The organism is Sphingobacterium micropteri (assembly GCF_014692515.1).
Classification (GTDB): domain Bacteria; phylum Bacteroidota; class Bacteroidia; order Sphingobacteriales; family Sphingobacteriaceae; genus Sphingobacterium; species Sphingobacterium micropteri.
In genome coordinates this window covers 148705-166618 of record NZ_JACOIK010000012.1, presented here as the reverse complement: position 1 = coordinate 166618, position 17914 = coordinate 148705, and the positions used below count along the sequence as shown (strand labels likewise).

Sequence of the window (17914 nt, the reverse complement as noted above, 5' to 3'; positions counted from 1 at the left end):
CTTTTGATTAATTTTGTCTCTACATTCATGTCTGACATTGTTAAGGGGTTAAACTTCAATTTGTTATTCGCATTACAAATCTAGTTTGTTTGCCCTTTAACTGTCAGATGAAATCGAAACTAATGCACCTAATTTAAGTTGCAATTCCACTTACTACGTGTGCCATTTACACGAAGTCCACTGTTTACTTTTTTCTCATAATCGGAAAGGAACTGTTCATAGAACTTGAAAAAGGTCAGTTCTCCACTTTCCATACCGAGAAAAGCATTTTTAATTTTGGCACTGTTTACCGCTCCCTCATTCTTTAGGATTTTTGAATAGCATTCCTCAATACCTAAACGGATTTTATCAAGCTTGCCGTTTACCTCTTGGGCTTCTCGGCTCTTTCCTAAAACCCTGCCATACTTCAAATCCCAATTTGTTGCGGAAATATCCAACTTGGTGCTGAATGCAGACTGCTTACCGTTTACGGTAATTCTGCACATAACCGTTACCTTTCCGTTTTTCTTCGGGGCATTCTTTTTAAGGTAGAACAATACCTTAAACGTTGATTTTTTTGTCGTTTCCATACTCACAATTCTTAATGATAAAATTAAACCTATGTGAGCTACGGGACAATATGAAAAACTATGCAGAAAGCTGAAATACAGTATTTTACATGTGTTAGTTTTTGTTTTCAAAAGTAACGTTTTAGTAACCTTACTTTTGCCAAACCTAGCTTTTCTCTGCTTTTTACCTCATTACTAAAAAATCAAAAAACGATTGTAAAGCCTTTATTTACAATCGTTTTCCTTGTTATTAATCTTTGATGTATTTTTACTGAAAATTTATTTTAAAATATCTAACAACCGCTGACCTTTTTCCGTCGTTACCTCTTCCAACGCACTATATGGAACGATGAGTGTAGTCGGTCCCTCCGCATACGATTTGATCTCGTAAGGGTTATAGTGAAACAAAAGCCCCGCACGGGTCAGACCAAAGTTGTCTGCCAGGGTAAAGGTTTCATCATCAAAAAAATAATTACTTCCATAAGCGCTGGTATTGCTCAACTTTTCTTGTTTTCTGAAATAACCTTCTACAATTTGGCGTAATACAAGTGTGTCTTGAAAAATATCAGCCAATGAAAGCTTCTTTTTATTTTGCGTATCGTAGTTAGACCAGATTTCAATTTCTATTCCGTGTGCACCTCCTGTGTACTCACTAATCGCATTCTTTAAGGTTAGAAATCCGGGTACATTCAAAATAACTTCACAATCTTGATTTCTGAACCAAGCATGAAAAGCATGATTTTCACTATTGATTTGTTCTTCGGCATATTCATTGAATCCACCTAGAAAGCTTTCTGCTACTTGGTTTGCTTTATGCTCACCATCGACAAAGATTGCTTCTCGAACCAAGGAATCTATTTCTGTAGAAAAAACAGGATAACGTGCCGCATAAAATGTCGTGTCCAAGGTCGTTTCGTCACCGGAAAAATAAGGGCTGATCTCCTTGAAAACCTCCAGGTGATAATCCAGCGTGTCTGTCGTCAACGGAGGGGCATCTTCTACTATTGTTGATACGCTTTCCTGTGATTTGTTTCTACTGGTACAACTGTGGGCGAATAAAAAAATGCCCAATCCGATACTATATATTAAGTGCTTTTTCACCAATTGCTAGTTTCTTAACCGTTAACCATTAATCATTGTTCTTATAATGTTTGATAATACGTTTCCCGAAAATGGTGCTTCCGAGTCGGACCATATTTGCCCCCTTCTCTATAGCCAGATTGTAATCCGACGACATACCCATAGATAGGGTATCAAAGGTATCGTCCTTATGGAAAAAACTAGTCTTAATGCCATCGAACAACATTTTTAGTTCATAAAACTCTTCTTTGATCACCTTCTCGTTTTCGGTATTGGTGGCGATGCCCATAAGCCCACGGATACGCACATACTGTAAATCCTGAAAGTCACGGCTACGCAGCATTTCGATAAGCTCTGCATGATCGAAACCAAATTTGGTGGCTTCATCTGCAATATACACCTGTAAAAGACAGTCGATGACCCGGTGATGCCTGCCGGCGTGTTTATCGATTTCTTTTAAAACCTTTAATGAATCAACAGATTGTATCATGGATACAAAAGGAGCAATATATTTCACTTTATTTGTCTGTAAGTGACCTATAAGATGCCAGGCAATATCTTTCGGTAATGCTTCATATTTCTCGACCATTTCTTGTACCATGTTTTCACCAAATATGCGCTGACCCGCAGCATAGGCTTCCATGATTTCTTCGTTAGATTTTGTTTTGGAAACGGCAATAAGGGTAACACCGATTGGTTTGAGGTCGACTTGTAAAGATTCAATATTTGTTGCAATACTCATTTTGGTGTAATTTCAAATGTTCTGAAAATGAAAAAAAGCGGTTATTATGATGCCTTTTTGTAATTTTGTACAAACTTACAAAATGCAGCGCTTAATACTTATTATATTGTCGTCGTTTTTTTTGATGATCTCCTGTAATCGGTCGAAGCCAAAAGGAATCCTTTCGGAAAAGACAATGGTAGATTTGATGACGGATGTACATCTGGTGGATGGCTATTTGAATACCTTGCCGGTGGATAGTACCCGTAAAGTTATCGGCAGCTTGTATGGAGAGGTATTTGAAAAATACGGTATCGACTCGATTAAATTTAAGGATAATATTGCTTATTATTTAGGCAACCCTATAGTTTCTAAGGAATTGTATACCAAAGTGACAAAAAAAATAAATGGTTATGAGGACGACTATCGTCGGACAGATTCTTTGAGAAACGTGTGGGTCTCAGATAGTATACGTGTTGTCCAGCGGTTTGAACGTTTAAAAGAGGATGTCCGTAAGTTAATTCTGGAGGTACAGGTGGATACGGTGCCATTGACATATCGTGTGCATCAAAACGATTTTATGAACGGCGCAGGACTATATGCTATTCAGACATATCAACCAACGATCCAGCCTTCGGTATCAAAAGAAGCAGATGAACCGAATGCAGAAGAAACGGAAAAGTCTCAACTGGATTCGAATGCGGTATCTGTTGGACAGAAACCGGCGACGATACCTAGACACATCCGGCCAACCCCGATGCGAAACCCCGTCCCGAAGAAAGTAGAAGCGAAGCCGCTTGAAAATTAAGAATTTTATGATTTTCCCCAAAAATGCAATAGATAAATTAGGTTTTATTGAAATTAAAGACCTGATAAAAGATAAATGTTTGAGTGAGTCTGGAAGAGAAATGGTGGAGAAAATTCAGCCTCAAGTGAAACTTGATAATATCGATAGATTTCTTCGTCAGACACAAGAGTTTAAGGATTTGTTGGTTAACGATGCACCGCTTCCTGTGGATCATTTGTACCCTATAAAGCCGTTAGCGGAAAAAGCCCGTGTAGAAGGTTCTTTTTTAGCAGAGGAGGAGTTTCATCGTATTTTACTTTCATTGCGTACGGTGTATGCTATTATCCGCTATTTCAACGAACGGCAAGGGCAGTATGTGCATCTGGAATTGCTTTTTGAACATCTTCCTATCGAAAAACAGATTATCAGACAGATTGAAGTGGTGATAGACGACCGCGGAAAAATGAAAGATAATGCATCTCGTTTGTTGTTGGACTTGACGCAACAAATACTTAAAAGTGAACAGGAAGCACGTAAACGTATCGATCAGGTATTTAAGCAGGCACAAAATAACGGTTGGACAGCAGACGGAAACTTAACGATTAGAGATGGTCGCTTGTGTATTCCTATACTCGCGGAAAACAAACGTAAATTAAAGGGTTTTATACATGATGAATCTGCTACTGGACAAACAGCTTATATAGAGCCAGAAGAAGTTTTTCACCTTAACAATAAGGTAAGAGATTTGGTATTTGAGCGTAGACGGGAAGTTATACGGATATTGACGGAATTAACCAACGAATTGCGCCCGCATGTTCCGTTATTATTAGCGTATCATGGTTTATTGAGTAAACTTGATTTTGTTCGGGCGAAAGCGCTATTTGCCATTGATATGGAGGCCGAGATGCCGGAATTATCAACAGAGGCAGATATTAACCTCGTTAATGCGCGGCATCCGTTGTTGTTAATTAATGCGCGCAGAGAAAATCATCCGTCCGTCGTTCCCTTAAATATCAAAATAGATCGAGAAGACCGCATAATTCTAGTGTCTGGACCAAATGCCGGCGGTAAATCGGTTTGTATGAAAACAGTTGGTTTGCTACAGCTTATGGTGCAATCGGGATTGCTCATCCCGGCGGAGACAACCTCTAAAGTGGGGGTTTTCCGACAGATATTTGCGGATATTGGCGATGACCAATCTATCGAGAGTGACTTGAGTACCTATAGTGCGCACCTGTCAAAAATGAAACATTTCACCGAGTTTGCAAATGCGAGAACGTTGGTCTTGATTGACGAGTTTGGTACAGGGACGGATCCGTTATTTGGCGGGCCCATTGCTGAAGCTGTTTTGGAAGCGTTGAACAAAAAAGAGGTGCGTGGTGTGATAACAACGCATTACTCCAACCTTAAAGTATTTGCGAGTAATACAGCCGGATTGGAAAACGCGTCTATGTTATTCGATAATGTCGCGATGCGTCCGCTATATATCTTGCAAGTAGGAAAGCCCGGAAGTTCATACGCTTTTGAGATAGCACAGAAAATAGGTTTGCGTAAAGATATCTTACATGTGGCCAAAGACAAGATAGGTGCTCGTCAGAAGAAAGTGGATACGTTATTAGTGGATCTGGAGCGTGATAAAAAGGAAATATACGACACGAAGACGGCTATCGCTATGCGAGAACGCGAGTTAGAAAAATTAAAGAGCGAATACGAAAACTTGCAAGTATATCTGGAAGAAAATAAGAAACAGATTATTCGGGAAGCGAAGGAGGAAGCTCGCCAGATTTTGAAAAATGCGAATAAACTGGTGGAGAATACGGTTGCCGAAATTAAATCCGTACAGGCGGATAAAGATAAAACCAGGGAAATACGTCGTCGTTTGCATGCCGAAGTGGATAAGCACACCGAGAAGAAGCCTGTGACCAAACAAGCTGTGGCTGCACAAATGGACGAATCCTTCAAAGTAGGGGATTGGGTGAAAATTCTGGGAGCTGATACAGAAGCGCAAGTCATAGAGGTTGCGAAAGGGAACAATCTGATTTTGGCACTTGGAGAACTGCGTACGGTGGTCAAGAAAAATACAGTGGTTAAATTGCAGGGAAAGGAAAAAACTAATGTGGTCAAGAAGCACAAGGCTATTTCTACGGAATCGGCAGCCGATTTTCAGCCAGAACTTGATGTCAGGGGAATGCGTACAGAAGATGCTTTACGCCAGTTGGAAACCGTGCTGGATCGCGCAGTGATGATCGGTTATCCGTCGTTGAAAATTTTGCATGGCAAAGGAGACGGTATACTCCGAAAATTTATTCGGGATTACCTGCGTAAATATAGTCACATATCCCATTTTGAAGACGAACATGCTGATCGTGGTGGAGATGGAATTACCTATGCTTATATTCAGTAATGGTGGGGGCTTTGTTTAGCCTAAATTATTAAACGAATACACATAATCCAGTGTGATAATGGCATCGTTTGCGCGACGGATATTTTTTTGTGTACCCGTTATTTCATAAACAACCGTAAGATGTTCTCCTTTTTTCTCCACGCCTTTACGTTGAGGCTTTACTTTATGCTCTTTCATGAAATTTTCAAATTCACCTAAATGGGCTACTTCGATATTTTGAAAAGTGACGTGGATAGTTCGTATAAAGTAAATGTTGGCAAGCAGGTTTTCCATCTTTTGGAATAAGGAAAGAATAACCACCATGCAAAAAGTGAGCACAAAGCCAAGCGCATAGTTTTCGAAGCCAATCATCATACCGACACCTGCCATAGACCAGATGACAGCTGCTGTTGTCAATCCCTGTACTGTAAATTTGCCTTGATAAATGACGCCTGCACCCAGAAAACCAATTCCGGTCACAATATTGGCAGCGATACGGTCATCGGATATATTTCCCATACGAGATGTTAAGGTAAATATGGTAGAACCCAAACAAATGAGGATAATGGTACGAAAACCCGCAGATTTATTTTTAAACTCTCGTTCAAAGCCTACCACAGCACCACATAAAATGGATATTAATACACTCTGGATAGGTACATCCTCTAGCCACTCAAACATATCTTATTATCAATTAATAGCAACTGCCGTCATCGTGCATTGCTAGTATAACGGTTTCGTACATAGAAAGTTTAATGGTTTTGTGTTTAAAAATTCGGTTTCATTAAATATTTATCATAGAATCGGAAGATATGGTCAGCAGCTTCCTCTGCCGTATCTACAAAACGGTAAAGTTTTAAGTCTTCTTCGGAAATATAGGCATTACCCAACATGGAATTCGCAATCCAATCGAATAATCCTTTCCAATATTCAGTTCCGACCAAAACGATCGGGAAGCGGGCAATCTTTCCGGTTTGGATTAAGGTGATGGCTTCGAAGAGTTCATCCATCGTGCCAAACCCACCAGGCATCACAATGTATCCCTGCGAATATTTTGTGAACATAACTTTACGTACGAAGAAATAATTGAACTCTAACAGCTTGTCCCGGTCAATATATTTATTGTGAAATTGCTCAAAGGGCAATTCGATATTGAGTCCAACCGATTTACCGCCGGCGTCGTACGCCCCTTTATTGGCAGCTTCCATAATGCCTGGACCTCCCCCTGAAATCACACCATAACCCTTGTCCGCAAGTAAACGTGCTATTTCCACCGTAATTTCATAATATTTGTGGTCGGATTTGGTCCGTGCAGAACCAAATATGGATACACAGGGGCCTATTTTGGCTAATTTTTCAAAACCGTCGACAAATTCTGCCATGATTTTGAAAATCTGCCAAGAGTCTTTTACTTTTATTTCTTGCCAAGTTTTATTGGCAAATGATCTTCTTATTTTGTCATCTTTAACCATATACATGATTCCACTTGTTGAGTTTTCCAAGATAGGGATTTTTTTTATTTTTGCATATGCATTTTTCGTCGCGACTTTTAGAACAGGCAGTAGAAGAATTTGGGCGTTTGCCTGGAATAGGTAAAAAAACCGCTTTACGGTTGGTACTGCATTTGTTGAAACAATCAAATAGCGACGTGAACCGTTTCACCCACTCTATAGATCAACTTAAAGAACAGATACGTTATTGTAAGACCTGTTTTAATATTTCCGATCACGAAGTATGCGAAATCTGTTCGTCTGTAAAGCGGGATCATGAAACGATCTGTGTGGTGGAAGATACGCGGGATGTAATGGCCATTGAGAACACGAATCAATATCAAGGCGTTTACCATGTGCTAGGCGGACTTATTTCGCCGATGGATGGGGTAGGACCTTCCGATCTCAAGATAGAAGCACTTATGGAGCGATTGAAGAAAGGTGAAGTGCAGGAGATTATTTTGGCCCTTAGCGCCACGATGGAAGGCGATACCACTATTTTCTATCTGTATAGAAAATTGAAGGATTTTGATGTACAGATTAGTACGATAGCTAGAGGGATAGCTTTTGGTGGTGAACTGGAATACGTGGATGAAATAACGTTAGGACGGTCTATTGCTACGCGCGTACCTTATGAAAGAAATATAGGGTAAACACCCTATATTTTCTTATGTATTTTATAAAGTCTACCACCATCTGTAATTGCGAATATTTCGCCGTTTTTACCTTGTACGACATCTCGGAAGCGCTGTCCTTCTTTTTCCAAAAGGCGTTCTTCGCCCACTACTTTATTGTCTTTAATAACAAGCCGTGCAATATGCATACTGCTTAAGCCTCCGCTAAATATGTTATTTTTCCATTCTGGAATAGCGTCACCTGTATAAAAGATCAGGCCGCTTGGTGACAATACGGGATCCCAGTAATAAACGGGTTGCTCTAATCCCTCTTGTTGTTGGATGGGGGGATTCCCTATTTCTTTTCCACTGTATTCCAAACCATAAGTAATGGTTGGCCATCCATAATTCTTTCCTGCTTCTATACGGTTAAGTTCATCCCCTCCACGTGGGCCGAATTCTGTTTCCCATAAATCTCCGGTTTCTGGATGTAATGCTAAACCCTGCACATTCCGATTTCCGTAGCTATAGATTTCCGGACGAGCCTCGCCGTTTGCAGCAAAAGGGTTGTCAGATGCTGCTTGGCCGTCTTTTGTGATGCGGACAATTTTTCCTAAAGCAGATTTTAGGTCTTGTGCCTGTGGTCTTGTTTCTAGATCAGAACGTTCACCTGTACTCACAAATAAGTTCCCCGTTTTATCAAAAATAATACGTCCGCCATAATGTTGTTTGCCATCATAGGTTGGCAAAGCTTGGTAAATAACCTGTGCATTCTCAATGGATTTCTCATCATCAGCTAGACGTCCTTTGGCTACCGCCGTATGATTGCCACCAGAGACAGGTTCAGAGAATACCCAATATACTATTCTATTAGAAGCAAAATTAGGATCGAGTGTAAGTCCAAGAAGTCCGCCTTGGCCACGTGCATCCACTTTTGGGATGCCGCCAATTGCTTCGCTAAGTTCACCATTGTCAGAAACGATGCGCATGTTGCCTTCATTTTCGGTAATTAACAGGCGGCCATCAGGAAGTGCTACAATCCCCCAAGGAGATTTGAGTTTGTCTGTGACCACTTCGCTTTCATACGGTGTCTGTGTCTTTACTCCTGGAGCCCGAGTCTGACCTTCAAAAGCAGGTTTGTAATCTGTATTGGGTTTGTTTTTTTCTACGGGAGGATAAACACTGTCGGTTGCAGCATGGTCGTCTGACGCTTTGGAAGCTCCGTTAGTATTGCAAGAGGCAGCTACTAATGAAGCTGTCGATAATAATAAAAAAGCTGGAAATGTTCGTTTCATCTGTCAAATATTATTTTTAGTATGTCTTTTTCATTTAAGCATTAAATGTATGAAAATGTTTTGATAAGGCATAAAAAAAAGGTTTTCAAACGGGGAGAATGAAAACCTTTAGCTAACCAATTATAAACCTAAATTATGATACGGCAAAGGTAGTAGTATTTTTTTATAAATGCAAATGTTTTTAAAAAAACATTACAGGGTATAAAATAGTACGATGGACTTAAAAAATAATTACCTTTGGCGTGGTTAAAATATATCCTTTTTATCTTGAAATTACTGGAAAATATCAATTTAAGAAATGAAATTCTGGCAGGATTGACCGTAGCAATGACGATGATTCCAGAATCCCTTTCGTTTGCCATCCTAGCAGGTCTTTCGCCATTAACGGGATTATATGCTGCTTTTTTGATGGGGCTGGTGACATCTATTCTGGGCGGTAGACCGGGTATGGTATCGGGCGGAGCTGGTGCTACAATCGTTGTATTAATTGCATTGGCAGCGGGGCACGGTGTCCAATATCTTTTTGCCGCGGTAGTGTTGGCGGGTATATTGCAATTGCTAGTTGGTCTATGTAAGCTAGGTAAATTTGTTCGTTTAATTCCGCAGCCGGTAATGTATGGATTCTTGAATGGTTTGGCAATTATTATTTTTATGGCGCAAGTCCAACAATTCAAGCTACCCACTGATCCGTCCTCTTGGATGACCGGTGCATCTCTTTATACGATGATTGGGTTAACAGGCCTCACGATTCTGATCGTTATAGGATTCCCGAAGATAACTAAGAAAATTCCTGCATCTTTAGTTGCTATTTTAATGGTATTTGCCTTAGTGACCATATTTGGCATCAATACAAAAAAAGTGGCAGATATTGCATCGGTAAGTGGAACGCTTCCTGCTTTTCATATTCCCGATATCTCATGGACATTAGATACGCTGAAATTAGTCTTTCCCTATTCATTGGTTATGGCAGGAGTGGGGCTTATCGAATCACTTCTGACCCTTAATATGGTCGATGAAATAACAAATACAAAAGGGAAGTCAAACCAGGAAGCCGTGGCACAAGGCCTAGCGAATATGGTAAACGGTTTTTTCGGCGGTATGGGGGGATGTGCGATGGTCGCACAGACACTGGTTAATCTCGATGCCGGTGCTCGCACCCGAATTTCATCGTTCATCGGTGCCATGGCTATTATGGTTATCATTTTAGTGGGCGCACCGTTTATCGAACAGATTCCGATGGCGGCTTTGGTGGGGGTGATGATGATGGTTGCCATTGGTACATTTCAGTGGGTAAGCCTACGTATTATTAATAAATTTCCGAGATCAGATATTTTTGTAGGCATGTTAGTCGCGTTTATTACGGTTGTGCTGCACAACCTTGCTTTAGCGGTATTAGCTGGTGTAATTGTTTCCGCACTGGTTTTTGCATGGGACAACGCCAAACGTATTCGTGCTAGAAAATACATCGACGAAGATGGGGTGAAACACTACGAAATATATGGGCCATTGTTTTTCGGGTCTACAGCTGCCTTTATGGAAAAATTTGATGTATTCGATGATCCAAAATATATTATTATTGATTTCAAAGAAAGTAGGGTGGTAGATATGTCTGCCATAGATGCGTTGAATAAAATTACGGGACGATATGCAAAACAGGATAAGCATGTACAATTGAGACATCTTAGTCCAGATTGCCGTTCCTTATTAAAAAATGCACAAGGTTTTGTCCAAATCGATATAGCGGAAGACCCCACATATAAGGTTATGCCAAATGATTGAGGACATGATCAAAGCTTTTCCAGTGCTAACGACAGTGATTTCAAATCTTGTTTCATTAAAGTGATATGAGATTCGAGCTGATCGTACATATCAGCCCGATTTGCAAGTTGTTCGGTTGTATATTTACCACCGTTACCAAAATATATTTGCTCGATGGATGCATTTTCTTCTTCCGAAATCTGCCCAAAGTTTTTCCATTTGTCAATGATTTGCATTCTAACTGACGGCGTATCGTTGGTAGGGTCATTATAATTGAGATAATACCATACAGAAGGTGGAAAGTTAGAAGAAACTTTTTTTCCTTTCCAAACTTCCCGAAGCGCGTTTCGTTCATGATAGAAGTCAATCTTTCGATTGTTGAAGAGCATAATGAGACCTAACGAGGCTTCGGTAATACCTGTCGCAATTCCGACCGTATTGCTTGCCGTTTCGTTTTTTATAACACCACCTGTTGTAATAGCACCCGCTGCACCTACCACGATGGCCGCTACCGTAAGTTTAGATTCTAGTTCACTCTCTCCGCCTTTTAAATAATTGGCGACTTGGCTGGTTCGTTCTTCTTCACAATCCATTTCTGACGCTATTGCAGAGACTTCAAGAGAAGCCATATTAATTTTATGATCGATGCGTTGTTTTAATTCCAGGAGACTAATTCGTTTTTCAAGATCTGCGGGATTATTATCATTTTTTAAACGAACATAATACGTGAGATCGGTTAAAATACCAATCGCATTAGCCATATTTAAATTTTCATAGCTTAAATAAGTAGATAAAGTCTTATCGATAGGGAGTGTATGAAGAGGTTGTGGCATATCATCCTCCGTATAATCGTAGATATTTTGTTGGTTGCAATTACTAACTACCGTTTGTTGCTGTATATGTGCGTCTTTTACAACGCTGCATGCTATCAAAGTCGATAATATGAAAACTACAAATAACCATGGGGTGAGAGATTTTATACGCATATCCATGAAAACTAAAGCCTGGAATGAATATAAGTATATATTTTGATATCTATATCATCCATCGTAACAAGCTGGCGCCCCAAGAGAACCCCGCGCCGAACGCGGTCAACATCAGTAGATCACCTTTTTGTATCAGCTTAATATTCTCCCAGATACATAAGGGAATGGTTGCTGCAATCGTATTACCACGATACTCGATATTGGTCAGTGTTTTGTCCTCTTGGATATTAATCTCCTTACCTACAGCATCGATAATACGTTTATTAGCTTGATGTGGTACTAACCAGTCTATATGCTCTATACCCAGTTGGTTGCGTTGCAGTACGCTTTTGCATGCATTGCTCATGGACTGTACAGCCTGTTTAAATACGACCTTTCCGTCTTGTCGCAAATACCTGCGTTCATCACTAAATATATCATCATGGGTAGGATGTAGAGAGCCACCACCTTCAATATTTAAGAACTCGCGTCCGTCGCCGTTACTTTGCATAAAGGCATCAATGATACCGGCTTCTGCGGACGGTTCTAACCAGATTACGCCAGCCCCGTCACCAAAAAGAATATTGGTAGAACGGTCATGAATATTGACAAATGCACTGATATTGTCCGCTCCGACAACGAGTACATTTTTGTATCGCTCCGTTTCTACTAACGACGCCCCCATATCCAATGCATATAGAAATCCCGAACAAGCAGCATTCATATCAAAAGCCCACACATTTTTTAAGTTTAGTTTTTGTGTTATAATATTTGCTGTTGCAGGCATCAGCATGTCTGGTGTTGAAGTGGCGACGATGATAGCATCTATTGCAGAAATATCTTTATCGTAGCGTGTGCACAAATCTCGGATAGCCATAACGGCCATATCCGAGGTGGCCAATCCCTGTTCTAAAATACGACGTTCTTTAATTCCGGTACGTTTTACGATCCATTCGTCCGACGTATCGCATACCTGTTCTAAATCAAAGTTGGTTCGTCGTCCTTGTGGAAGGTAGCCACCTATAGCAGTGATCGCAGCATAAGGTCGGGATGAATAAATATTTTGCATAAATTTGGTTTCTCAAAATAAAAACAGGGCAAAGGTACGGAATTTTATGATTAGTTTGGAGTCAAGCGCGCTGGGAGATAGCGCATTTTCGTAAGTTAAGCGTAAAAAAATAGAAACAATTTGCATAGTTGTTTGTACTATTATGTAAGGAATAATACATAACCCTACAAAATGGAAAGCGCGCATGAAAGACACGCAGAACCTGAAAACCACTATTGAAAACATAACGGAGGCGAACAGTAATGGTGCCGCTAATCCCCATAAATCAACCCACCCCAAACAAGTTTTAAGTGTAATTGATGCTATTGTCGTTATCGTCGGCATTGTTGTCGGAGCAGGTATTTTCCGAACTCCATCTATTGTTGCAGCAAACACAGGGAGCTCGGAATTATTTTTTGGCGTATGGGTCTTAGGAGGTGTAATATCATTAATCGGTGCGATGTGTTATGCCGAGTTGAGCACGGCTTTCCCCAATACCGGTGGTGATTATCATTTTTTGCATCGTGCTTTCGGTCGGCGTTTTGCATTTCTATTTGCTTGGGCAAGGATGAGTATTATCCAAACAGGTTCCATCGCATTGTTGGCTTTTATCGTAGGCGACTATATGAGTGAATTGTATAGCTTAGGTACATTTTCTTCTTCTATTTATGCCGCAATAGTGGTTGTTGGGCTAACACTTGTTAATATTATCGGAGTACATGTTGGTACGGGAGCGCAGAAATTCTTAGTCGGTTTGCAGTTCGTTGGATTGCTTGCATTGATTGTTGCAGGACTTTTCTTTGCACCCGAAAATAATGTGACTGCGGCCGCCGCACCTGTAAGTCCTGGTATAACATCGGCAATAGGAGGAGCGATGGTCATGGTGCTGCTGACATTTGGCGGGTGGAACGAAGCAGGTTATATATCTTCGGAGATGCGGGGAGGAAGTAAAAAAATGGTTACGGTGATGATTACCAGTATCCTAATCATAACTGCTATATATTTACTGATAAATCTAGCGTACCTTAACGTTTTGGGGGTTGCTGGTTTAGCTTCTTCGGAAGCAGTTGGTGTGGAAACCATGCGTGTTGTTATGGGAGATGCCGGTGTGTTTTTTATAGGCTTATTGGTTGTTCTGGCAGCACTGACGTCTACCAATGCAACCATCTTTACGGGGGCACGCACCAATCATGCGTTAGGGCGGGATTTTTCTGTTTTTTCTTTCATGCGCACTTGGAAAACTCAAACCTCTACACCTGTAAATGCACTTTTGACGCAAGGCGGAATAGCGGTCATGCTTATTATTCTGGGGTCGTTCGCCCGTAGTGGATTTGAATCTATGGTGGATTTTACGGCACCGATTTTCTGGTTTTTTATTTTATGTACCGGGCTATCGCTTTTTGTTTTACGTCATAAGGAGCCTCATGCTCCTCGGCCCTTTAAGGTGCCGTTGTATCCCGTTCTTCCGATTATTTTTTGCCTCACCTCTACGTATCTATTATATTCCAGTTTAATGTTTGCCGGAAGAGGAGCGTGGCTTGGAGTAGGCGTACTGTTGTTGGGAATGGTGTTTTTCTTTTTCATACCGAAACAAAAAGCATGATTTCGACGTACTATTATAGTATGTTGGACTTTGATAATAATTAAATGAATATATTTTTTTGACCCTTTAAATTAAATAAAATGAATGCATTGAAAAATTATTTACTGGTTCTTTGCTTATTCGTAGGCTTTCAGGTATTTGCACAAACACCTAATCTAGACGTGCCTTATGTACCTACAAAACAACCAGTCGTAGATGCCATGTTGGATTTGGCAGGTGTGAAAGCAGGAGATGTTCATTATGACTTAGGTTGTGGTGATGGACGTATTGCGATTTCTGCTGCTAAACGTGGTGCCACCTCTACAGGTGTAGACATTGATCCACAACGTATCCGAGAAGCAAATGAAAATGCAAAAGAAGCAGGTGTAACGGATAAAGTAACTTTTGTACAGGGAAATCTGTTTGATTTTGACTTTAGCAAGGCAGATGTATTGACGCTTTATTTACTTCCGGAAGTCAATTTAAAATTGCGATCCAAAATTTTAAAAGAATTGAAGCCGGGAACACGCGTGGTATCGCATGCTTTTGATATGGGCGACTGGGAAGCTGAAAAAACTATCACGGTAGATGGAAGTACGATATTTTTATGGACGGTTCCAAACCGCTAAATTTGATGATGGAGGGGGCGCATAACGTACCCTCCATCATCAAATTACCAGCCTTTTATAGCCCCACCTTTAAATACCTTTTCTGCGACAGCCTCTACTTCTTCTGATTGATATGCTTTTGCAAAACTTAATACTTTTTCGTCCTCCTTATTATCTTCCCGACTCACGATGATATTTACATAAGGCGACTTCTCGTTTTCGATAAAAATTCCATCATTTTTTGCAATGAGTCCGTGGCTCGCAGCAAAGTTGTTATTGATCACTGCTACGGCGACTTTATCGTCATCCAATGTACGCGGCAGTTGCGGAGCTTCCAGTTCCAAGATCTTTAGATTTAAATTGTTTCCGGTAATATCTTGTAAACGAGGTAGTAATCCGACGTTATCTTTAAGCTGAATCAACCCCACTTCCTGCATGAGCAAAAGTGCTCTCCCTAAGTTAGTGGGATCATTTGGGATAACTAGCGTAGCCCCCGGTTTGAGTTCACTTATATTTTTTATTTTCTTGGAATAACCTGCCATCGGGTAAACAAACGTATTTCCAACAATGGCTAATTTATAGCCACGACTTGCCATTTGATCATCTAAATAGGGAGTGGTTTGGAAGACGTTCACATCAATGTCACCCTGATGTAGCGCTTCATTCGGCATAACGTAATCGTTAAAAGAAACCAGTTCGACTTCTAAGTTGTATTTTTCTTTTGCAACTTTTTTGGCTTCTTCTGCCAAACTGTATTCAGGGCCCGCTTGTACACCGACACGAAGGATATCAGCAGAACGGTTCGCCCCGCCACAGGATAAAAGGGTCGCTATAATAATAGCCGAACTAAATAAAGATTTAATCATCTTGTGCATATTTATATCACTTATAACTCATCATTCATAACGCTTCACTTCCTATGATCCACGTATTTCGATAGTCGATCGCCGATAAATTGTATACCAAATACAATGCCGATCAACAATACCAACACCACATTCATAATTAATGCATCATAACCTACATAACCATATTGATAACCAATGTGTCCTAATCCTCCAGCACCTACGGCACCACCCATAGCAGAATATCCCACTAACGTGATAAGGGTAAGGGAAGTACTGTTGATTATGGCAGGAAGAGCTTCAGGAATAAGCACTTTGTGTACAATTTGCATTGTTGTGGCGCCCATGGAGCGCGCTGCTTCGATGATGCCATAAGGGATTTCCAGTAGACAGTTCTCTATCAGTCGTGCAACAAATGGTGCAGCACCAATGCTTAGCGGTACTATAGCGGCATTCATACCAATCGATGTACCTACTAAAGCGCGTGTGAAGGGAATCATCCACACGATGAGAATGATGAAAGGAATCGAACGGAAAATATTGACGAAAAATGCAATCGTACTATTTAACGGCTTGTTGGCGAGTAATTGTCGCTCCCGTGTTAAAAATAATAATATGCCTAGTGGAAGCCCAAGTAGAAAACTGAAGAATCCGGCAGAAAATGTCATGACGATCGTTTCCCAAGTGCCTTTCGCTAATAACCAAAATGTTGCTTCTGACATAATTGTTCCTGTTAATCAATTGTCCATGCTGGATTCAGTAATTCCTGTGTAATAGATGATTTCGGATATTTAAATAATTCATTCACCTCATTTTCTTCAATCAGTTGACCCTGAGAGATAACAGCTACGCGGGTACATACCGCACGTACAACTTCCATTTGATGCGTAATCAGAACAATGGTGATACCCAGTTCGCGGTTGATACGTCTCAAAAGTGAAAGGATGGCCCGTGTTGTTTGTGGGTCTAATGCACTGGTCGCTTCGTCACAAAGTAGAATCTCGGGATCAGAGGCCAATGCTCGGGCAATCGCTACACGCTGTTTTTGTCCGCCAGATAATGCAGCAGGATATTCATCTCGTTTTTCCGATAAATCTACCATATGGAGCAGGCTACTTACTTTTTTCTTTATTTCTGCTTTAGGCATTCCTGTTAATTCTAGCGGAAAAGCAATGTTGTCAAAAACCGTGCGGGAAGAAAGTAAGTTGAAATGTTGGAAAATCATCCCTATTTTCCGTCGAAGAGGAATTAATTCTTGCTCCGAAAGCGACACAATATTCTGACCCGACAAGTATAGGTTTCCCGAAGTGGGACGTTCCAACAGGTTAATAGTACGCACAAGTGTACTCTTACCTGAACCGGAATAACCAATAATACCAAAAATATCCCCCTTATTGATATGGAGACTAATATTTAGGAGGGCCTGAATCTCCTTTTTTTTCTTATAGAATATTTTGCTGACTTGCTCTAGCTTAATCATATAATCTAGTGCAAAGATAGTGTTTGTTCCGCTTTTAAAAAAAAATATCGGTGCACCAAGTTGGTATACCGATATTTCCATTTTTATGGTGGACCGGAATTTACTTGAGCGTGAATTTAAATCCTAATGTAAAACGTGCGGGTTCAAAATTGCTATTGTTGGATAGGTTCCACCAAGGTTTCCAATCGAAATGGAATGCTAGTGGTGCGGACGGAATTTTAAATTCCAAACCAGCAGCAGGACGTAGGGCAAAATAGGTATCATCATCTCCGTCACCCCACCAGCGTCCACCATCAACAAAAGCGAGTTGTGGACCCACACCTACATACCAATTCAAACCGTTGGTTCCAGCTATAGCCTGATTGTAGGAATAATCAACCCCTAATACCGTAACATCGTCCCCGAATAATACTTGAGCGTTTCCGGCATTGGCCCCGTCAAAAAAATGCTTTATTTGCGGACCTACCAGTGTGGGGCCGTCTCCCACGTCAATCCCCAACCCTAGGGCTGTTCGATAACGGGCTTGTGCATTCGCCTCTTGTACGCCGATCGTGACGAAAGAAGCTGCTAATAACGATAAAAATACTTTTTTCATGATATTCTTCTCTAATATAATTTCAAAAACTTATCGATTATCGATAAGTTGGTTTTTTTAAACTATTCAATGCAAATAGTTTGCCAAACTGTCAAAATGATATAGGGGTGCATAT

Annotated in this window: 18 protein-coding genes; 6 read left to right on the top strand and 12 right to left on the bottom strand. The window is 40.6% G+C overall.

Annotated features, from left to right (window positions below; translation table 11 throughout):
* Positions 1-128: 128 nt before the first annotated feature.
* From H8B06_RS16990 to H8B06_RS16980, 3 genes are all read right to left on the bottom strand, one after another.
* Positions 129-569, bottom strand: a complete 441-nt coding sequence (locus tag H8B06_RS16990; protein ID WP_223857731.1) for an Arm DNA-binding domain-containing protein — start codon at positions 567-569, stop codon at positions 129-131.
* A gap of 258 nt (positions 570-827) precedes the next feature.
* Positions 828-1649 (bottom strand): DUF3298 and DUF4163 domain-containing protein, encoded by an 822-nt coding sequence (locus tag H8B06_RS16985; protein WP_190995390.1) that lies wholly within the window; start codon positions 1647-1649, stop codon positions 828-830.
* A gap of 28 nt (positions 1650-1677) precedes the next feature.
* Positions 1678-2370, bottom strand: coding sequence for a YggS family pyridoxal phosphate-dependent enzyme (locus tag H8B06_RS16980; protein ID WP_190995389.1), 693 nt, complete (start codon positions 2368-2370; stop codon positions 1678-1680).
* 82 nt (positions 2371-2452) lie between these two features.
* On the opposite strand from H8B06_RS16980, the gene H8B06_RS16975 reads away from it, so the two are divergent.
* The gene (locus tag H8B06_RS16975) at positions 2453-3157 is read left to right on the top strand and encodes a DUF4296 domain-containing protein (RefSeq protein WP_190995388.1); all 705 of its coding nucleotides are present in this window, start codon (positions 2453-2455) and stop codon (positions 3155-3157) included.
* Positions 3158-3164: 7 nt separating this feature from the next.
* Positions 3165-5540 carry an endonuclease MutS2 gene (locus H8B06_RS16970; protein ID WP_190995387.1) on the top strand — a complete coding sequence of 792 codons (2376 nt, stop codon included), beginning with the start codon at positions 3165-3167 and terminating at the stop codon, positions 5538-5540.
* A gap of 15 nt (positions 5541-5555) precedes the next feature.
* Here the strand turns inward: H8B06_RS16970 and H8B06_RS16965 are convergent, their stop codons facing one another.
* Together H8B06_RS16965 and H8B06_RS16960 are read right to left on the bottom strand one after the other, a co-directional pair.
* Positions 5556-6200, bottom strand: coding sequence for an MgtC/SapB family protein (locus tag H8B06_RS16965; protein ID WP_190995386.1), 645 nt, complete (start codon positions 6198-6200; stop codon positions 5556-5558).
* A gap of 86 nt (positions 6201-6286) precedes the next feature.
* On the bottom strand, positions 6287-6991 hold the full coding sequence (locus tag H8B06_RS16960; RefSeq protein WP_190995403.1) for an LOG family protein: 705 nt from the start codon (positions 6989-6991) through the stop codon (positions 6287-6289).
* A 56-nt stretch (positions 6992-7047) separates the two neighbouring features.
* Here H8B06_RS16960 and recR point away from each other — a divergent pair, with 56 nt between their 5' ends.
* On the top strand, positions 7048-7662 hold the full coding sequence (gene recR / locus H8B06_RS16955) for a recombination mediator RecR (RefSeq protein WP_190995385.1): 615 nt from the start codon (positions 7048-7050) through the stop codon (positions 7660-7662).
* Between the two features lie 5 nt (positions 7663-7667).
* Here the strand turns inward: recR and H8B06_RS16950 are convergent, their stop codons facing one another.
* Entirely contained in the window at positions 7668-8918 is a 1251-nt protein-coding gene (locus H8B06_RS16950; RefSeq protein WP_190995384.1) for a PQQ-dependent sugar dehydrogenase, read from the bottom strand.
* Positions 8919-9155: 237 nt separating this feature from the next.
* On the opposite strand from H8B06_RS16950, the gene H8B06_RS16945 reads away from it, so the two are divergent.
* Positions 9156-10697 (top strand): SulP family inorganic anion transporter, encoded by a 1542-nt coding sequence (locus H8B06_RS16945; protein ID WP_223857729.1) that lies wholly within the window; start codon positions 9156-9158, stop codon positions 10695-10697.
* An 8-nt stretch (positions 10698-10705) separates the two neighbouring features.
* On the opposite strand, the gene H8B06_RS16940 is transcribed toward H8B06_RS16945, so the two are convergent.
* Positions 10706-11662, bottom strand: coding sequence for a hypothetical protein (locus H8B06_RS16940; RefSeq protein ID WP_190995383.1), 957 nt, complete (start codon positions 11660-11662; stop codon positions 10706-10708).
* A gap of 49 nt (positions 11663-11711) precedes the next feature.
* On the bottom strand, positions 11712-12710 hold the full coding sequence (locus H8B06_RS16935; RefSeq protein WP_190995382.1) for a beta-ketoacyl-ACP synthase III: 999 nt from the start codon (positions 12708-12710) through the stop codon (positions 11712-11714).
* A 184-nt stretch (positions 12711-12894) separates the two neighbouring features.
* On the opposite strand from H8B06_RS16935, the gene H8B06_RS16930 reads away from it, so the two are divergent.
* Both H8B06_RS16930 and H8B06_RS16925 read left to right on the top strand, forming a co-directional pair.
* Positions 12895-14292 (top strand): APC family permease, encoded by a 1398-nt coding sequence (locus tag H8B06_RS16930; protein ID WP_190995381.1) that lies wholly within the window; start codon positions 12895-12897, stop codon positions 14290-14292.
* An 80-nt stretch (positions 14293-14372) separates the two neighbouring features.
* Positions 14373-14900 carry a class I SAM-dependent methyltransferase gene (locus H8B06_RS16925; RefSeq protein ID WP_190995380.1) on the top strand — a complete coding sequence of 176 codons (528 nt, stop codon included), beginning with the start codon at positions 14373-14375 and terminating at the stop codon, positions 14898-14900.
* Positions 14901-14944: 44 nt separating this feature from the next.
* On the opposite strand, the gene metQ is transcribed toward H8B06_RS16925, so the two are convergent.
* Genes metQ through H8B06_RS16905 form a run of 4 tightly spaced genes read right to left on the bottom strand, consistent with a single transcriptional unit; the run spans position 14945 to position 17799 of the window.
* Positions 14945-15745, bottom strand: a complete 801-nt coding sequence (gene metQ, locus H8B06_RS16920; protein ID WP_190995379.1) for a methionine ABC transporter substrate-binding lipoprotein MetQ — start codon at positions 15743-15745, stop codon at positions 14945-14947.
* 44 nt (positions 15746-15789) lie between these two features.
* Complete coding sequence (metI, locus tag H8B06_RS16915) at positions 15790-16446, bottom strand: methionine ABC transporter permease MetI (protein WP_190995378.1); 657 nt, start codon at positions 16444-16446, stop codon at positions 15790-15792.
* A gap of 11 nt (positions 16447-16457) precedes the next feature.
* Positions 16458-17285, bottom strand: coding sequence for a methionine ABC transporter ATP-binding protein (locus H8B06_RS16910; RefSeq protein ID WP_317170950.1), 828 nt, complete (start codon positions 17283-17285; stop codon positions 16458-16460).
* 19 nt (positions 17286-17304) lie between these two features.
* Complete coding sequence (locus H8B06_RS16905; protein WP_190995377.1) at positions 17305-17799, bottom strand: hypothetical protein; 495 nt, start codon at positions 17797-17799, stop codon at positions 17305-17307.
* Between the last annotated feature and the right edge of the window lie 115 nt (positions 17800-17914).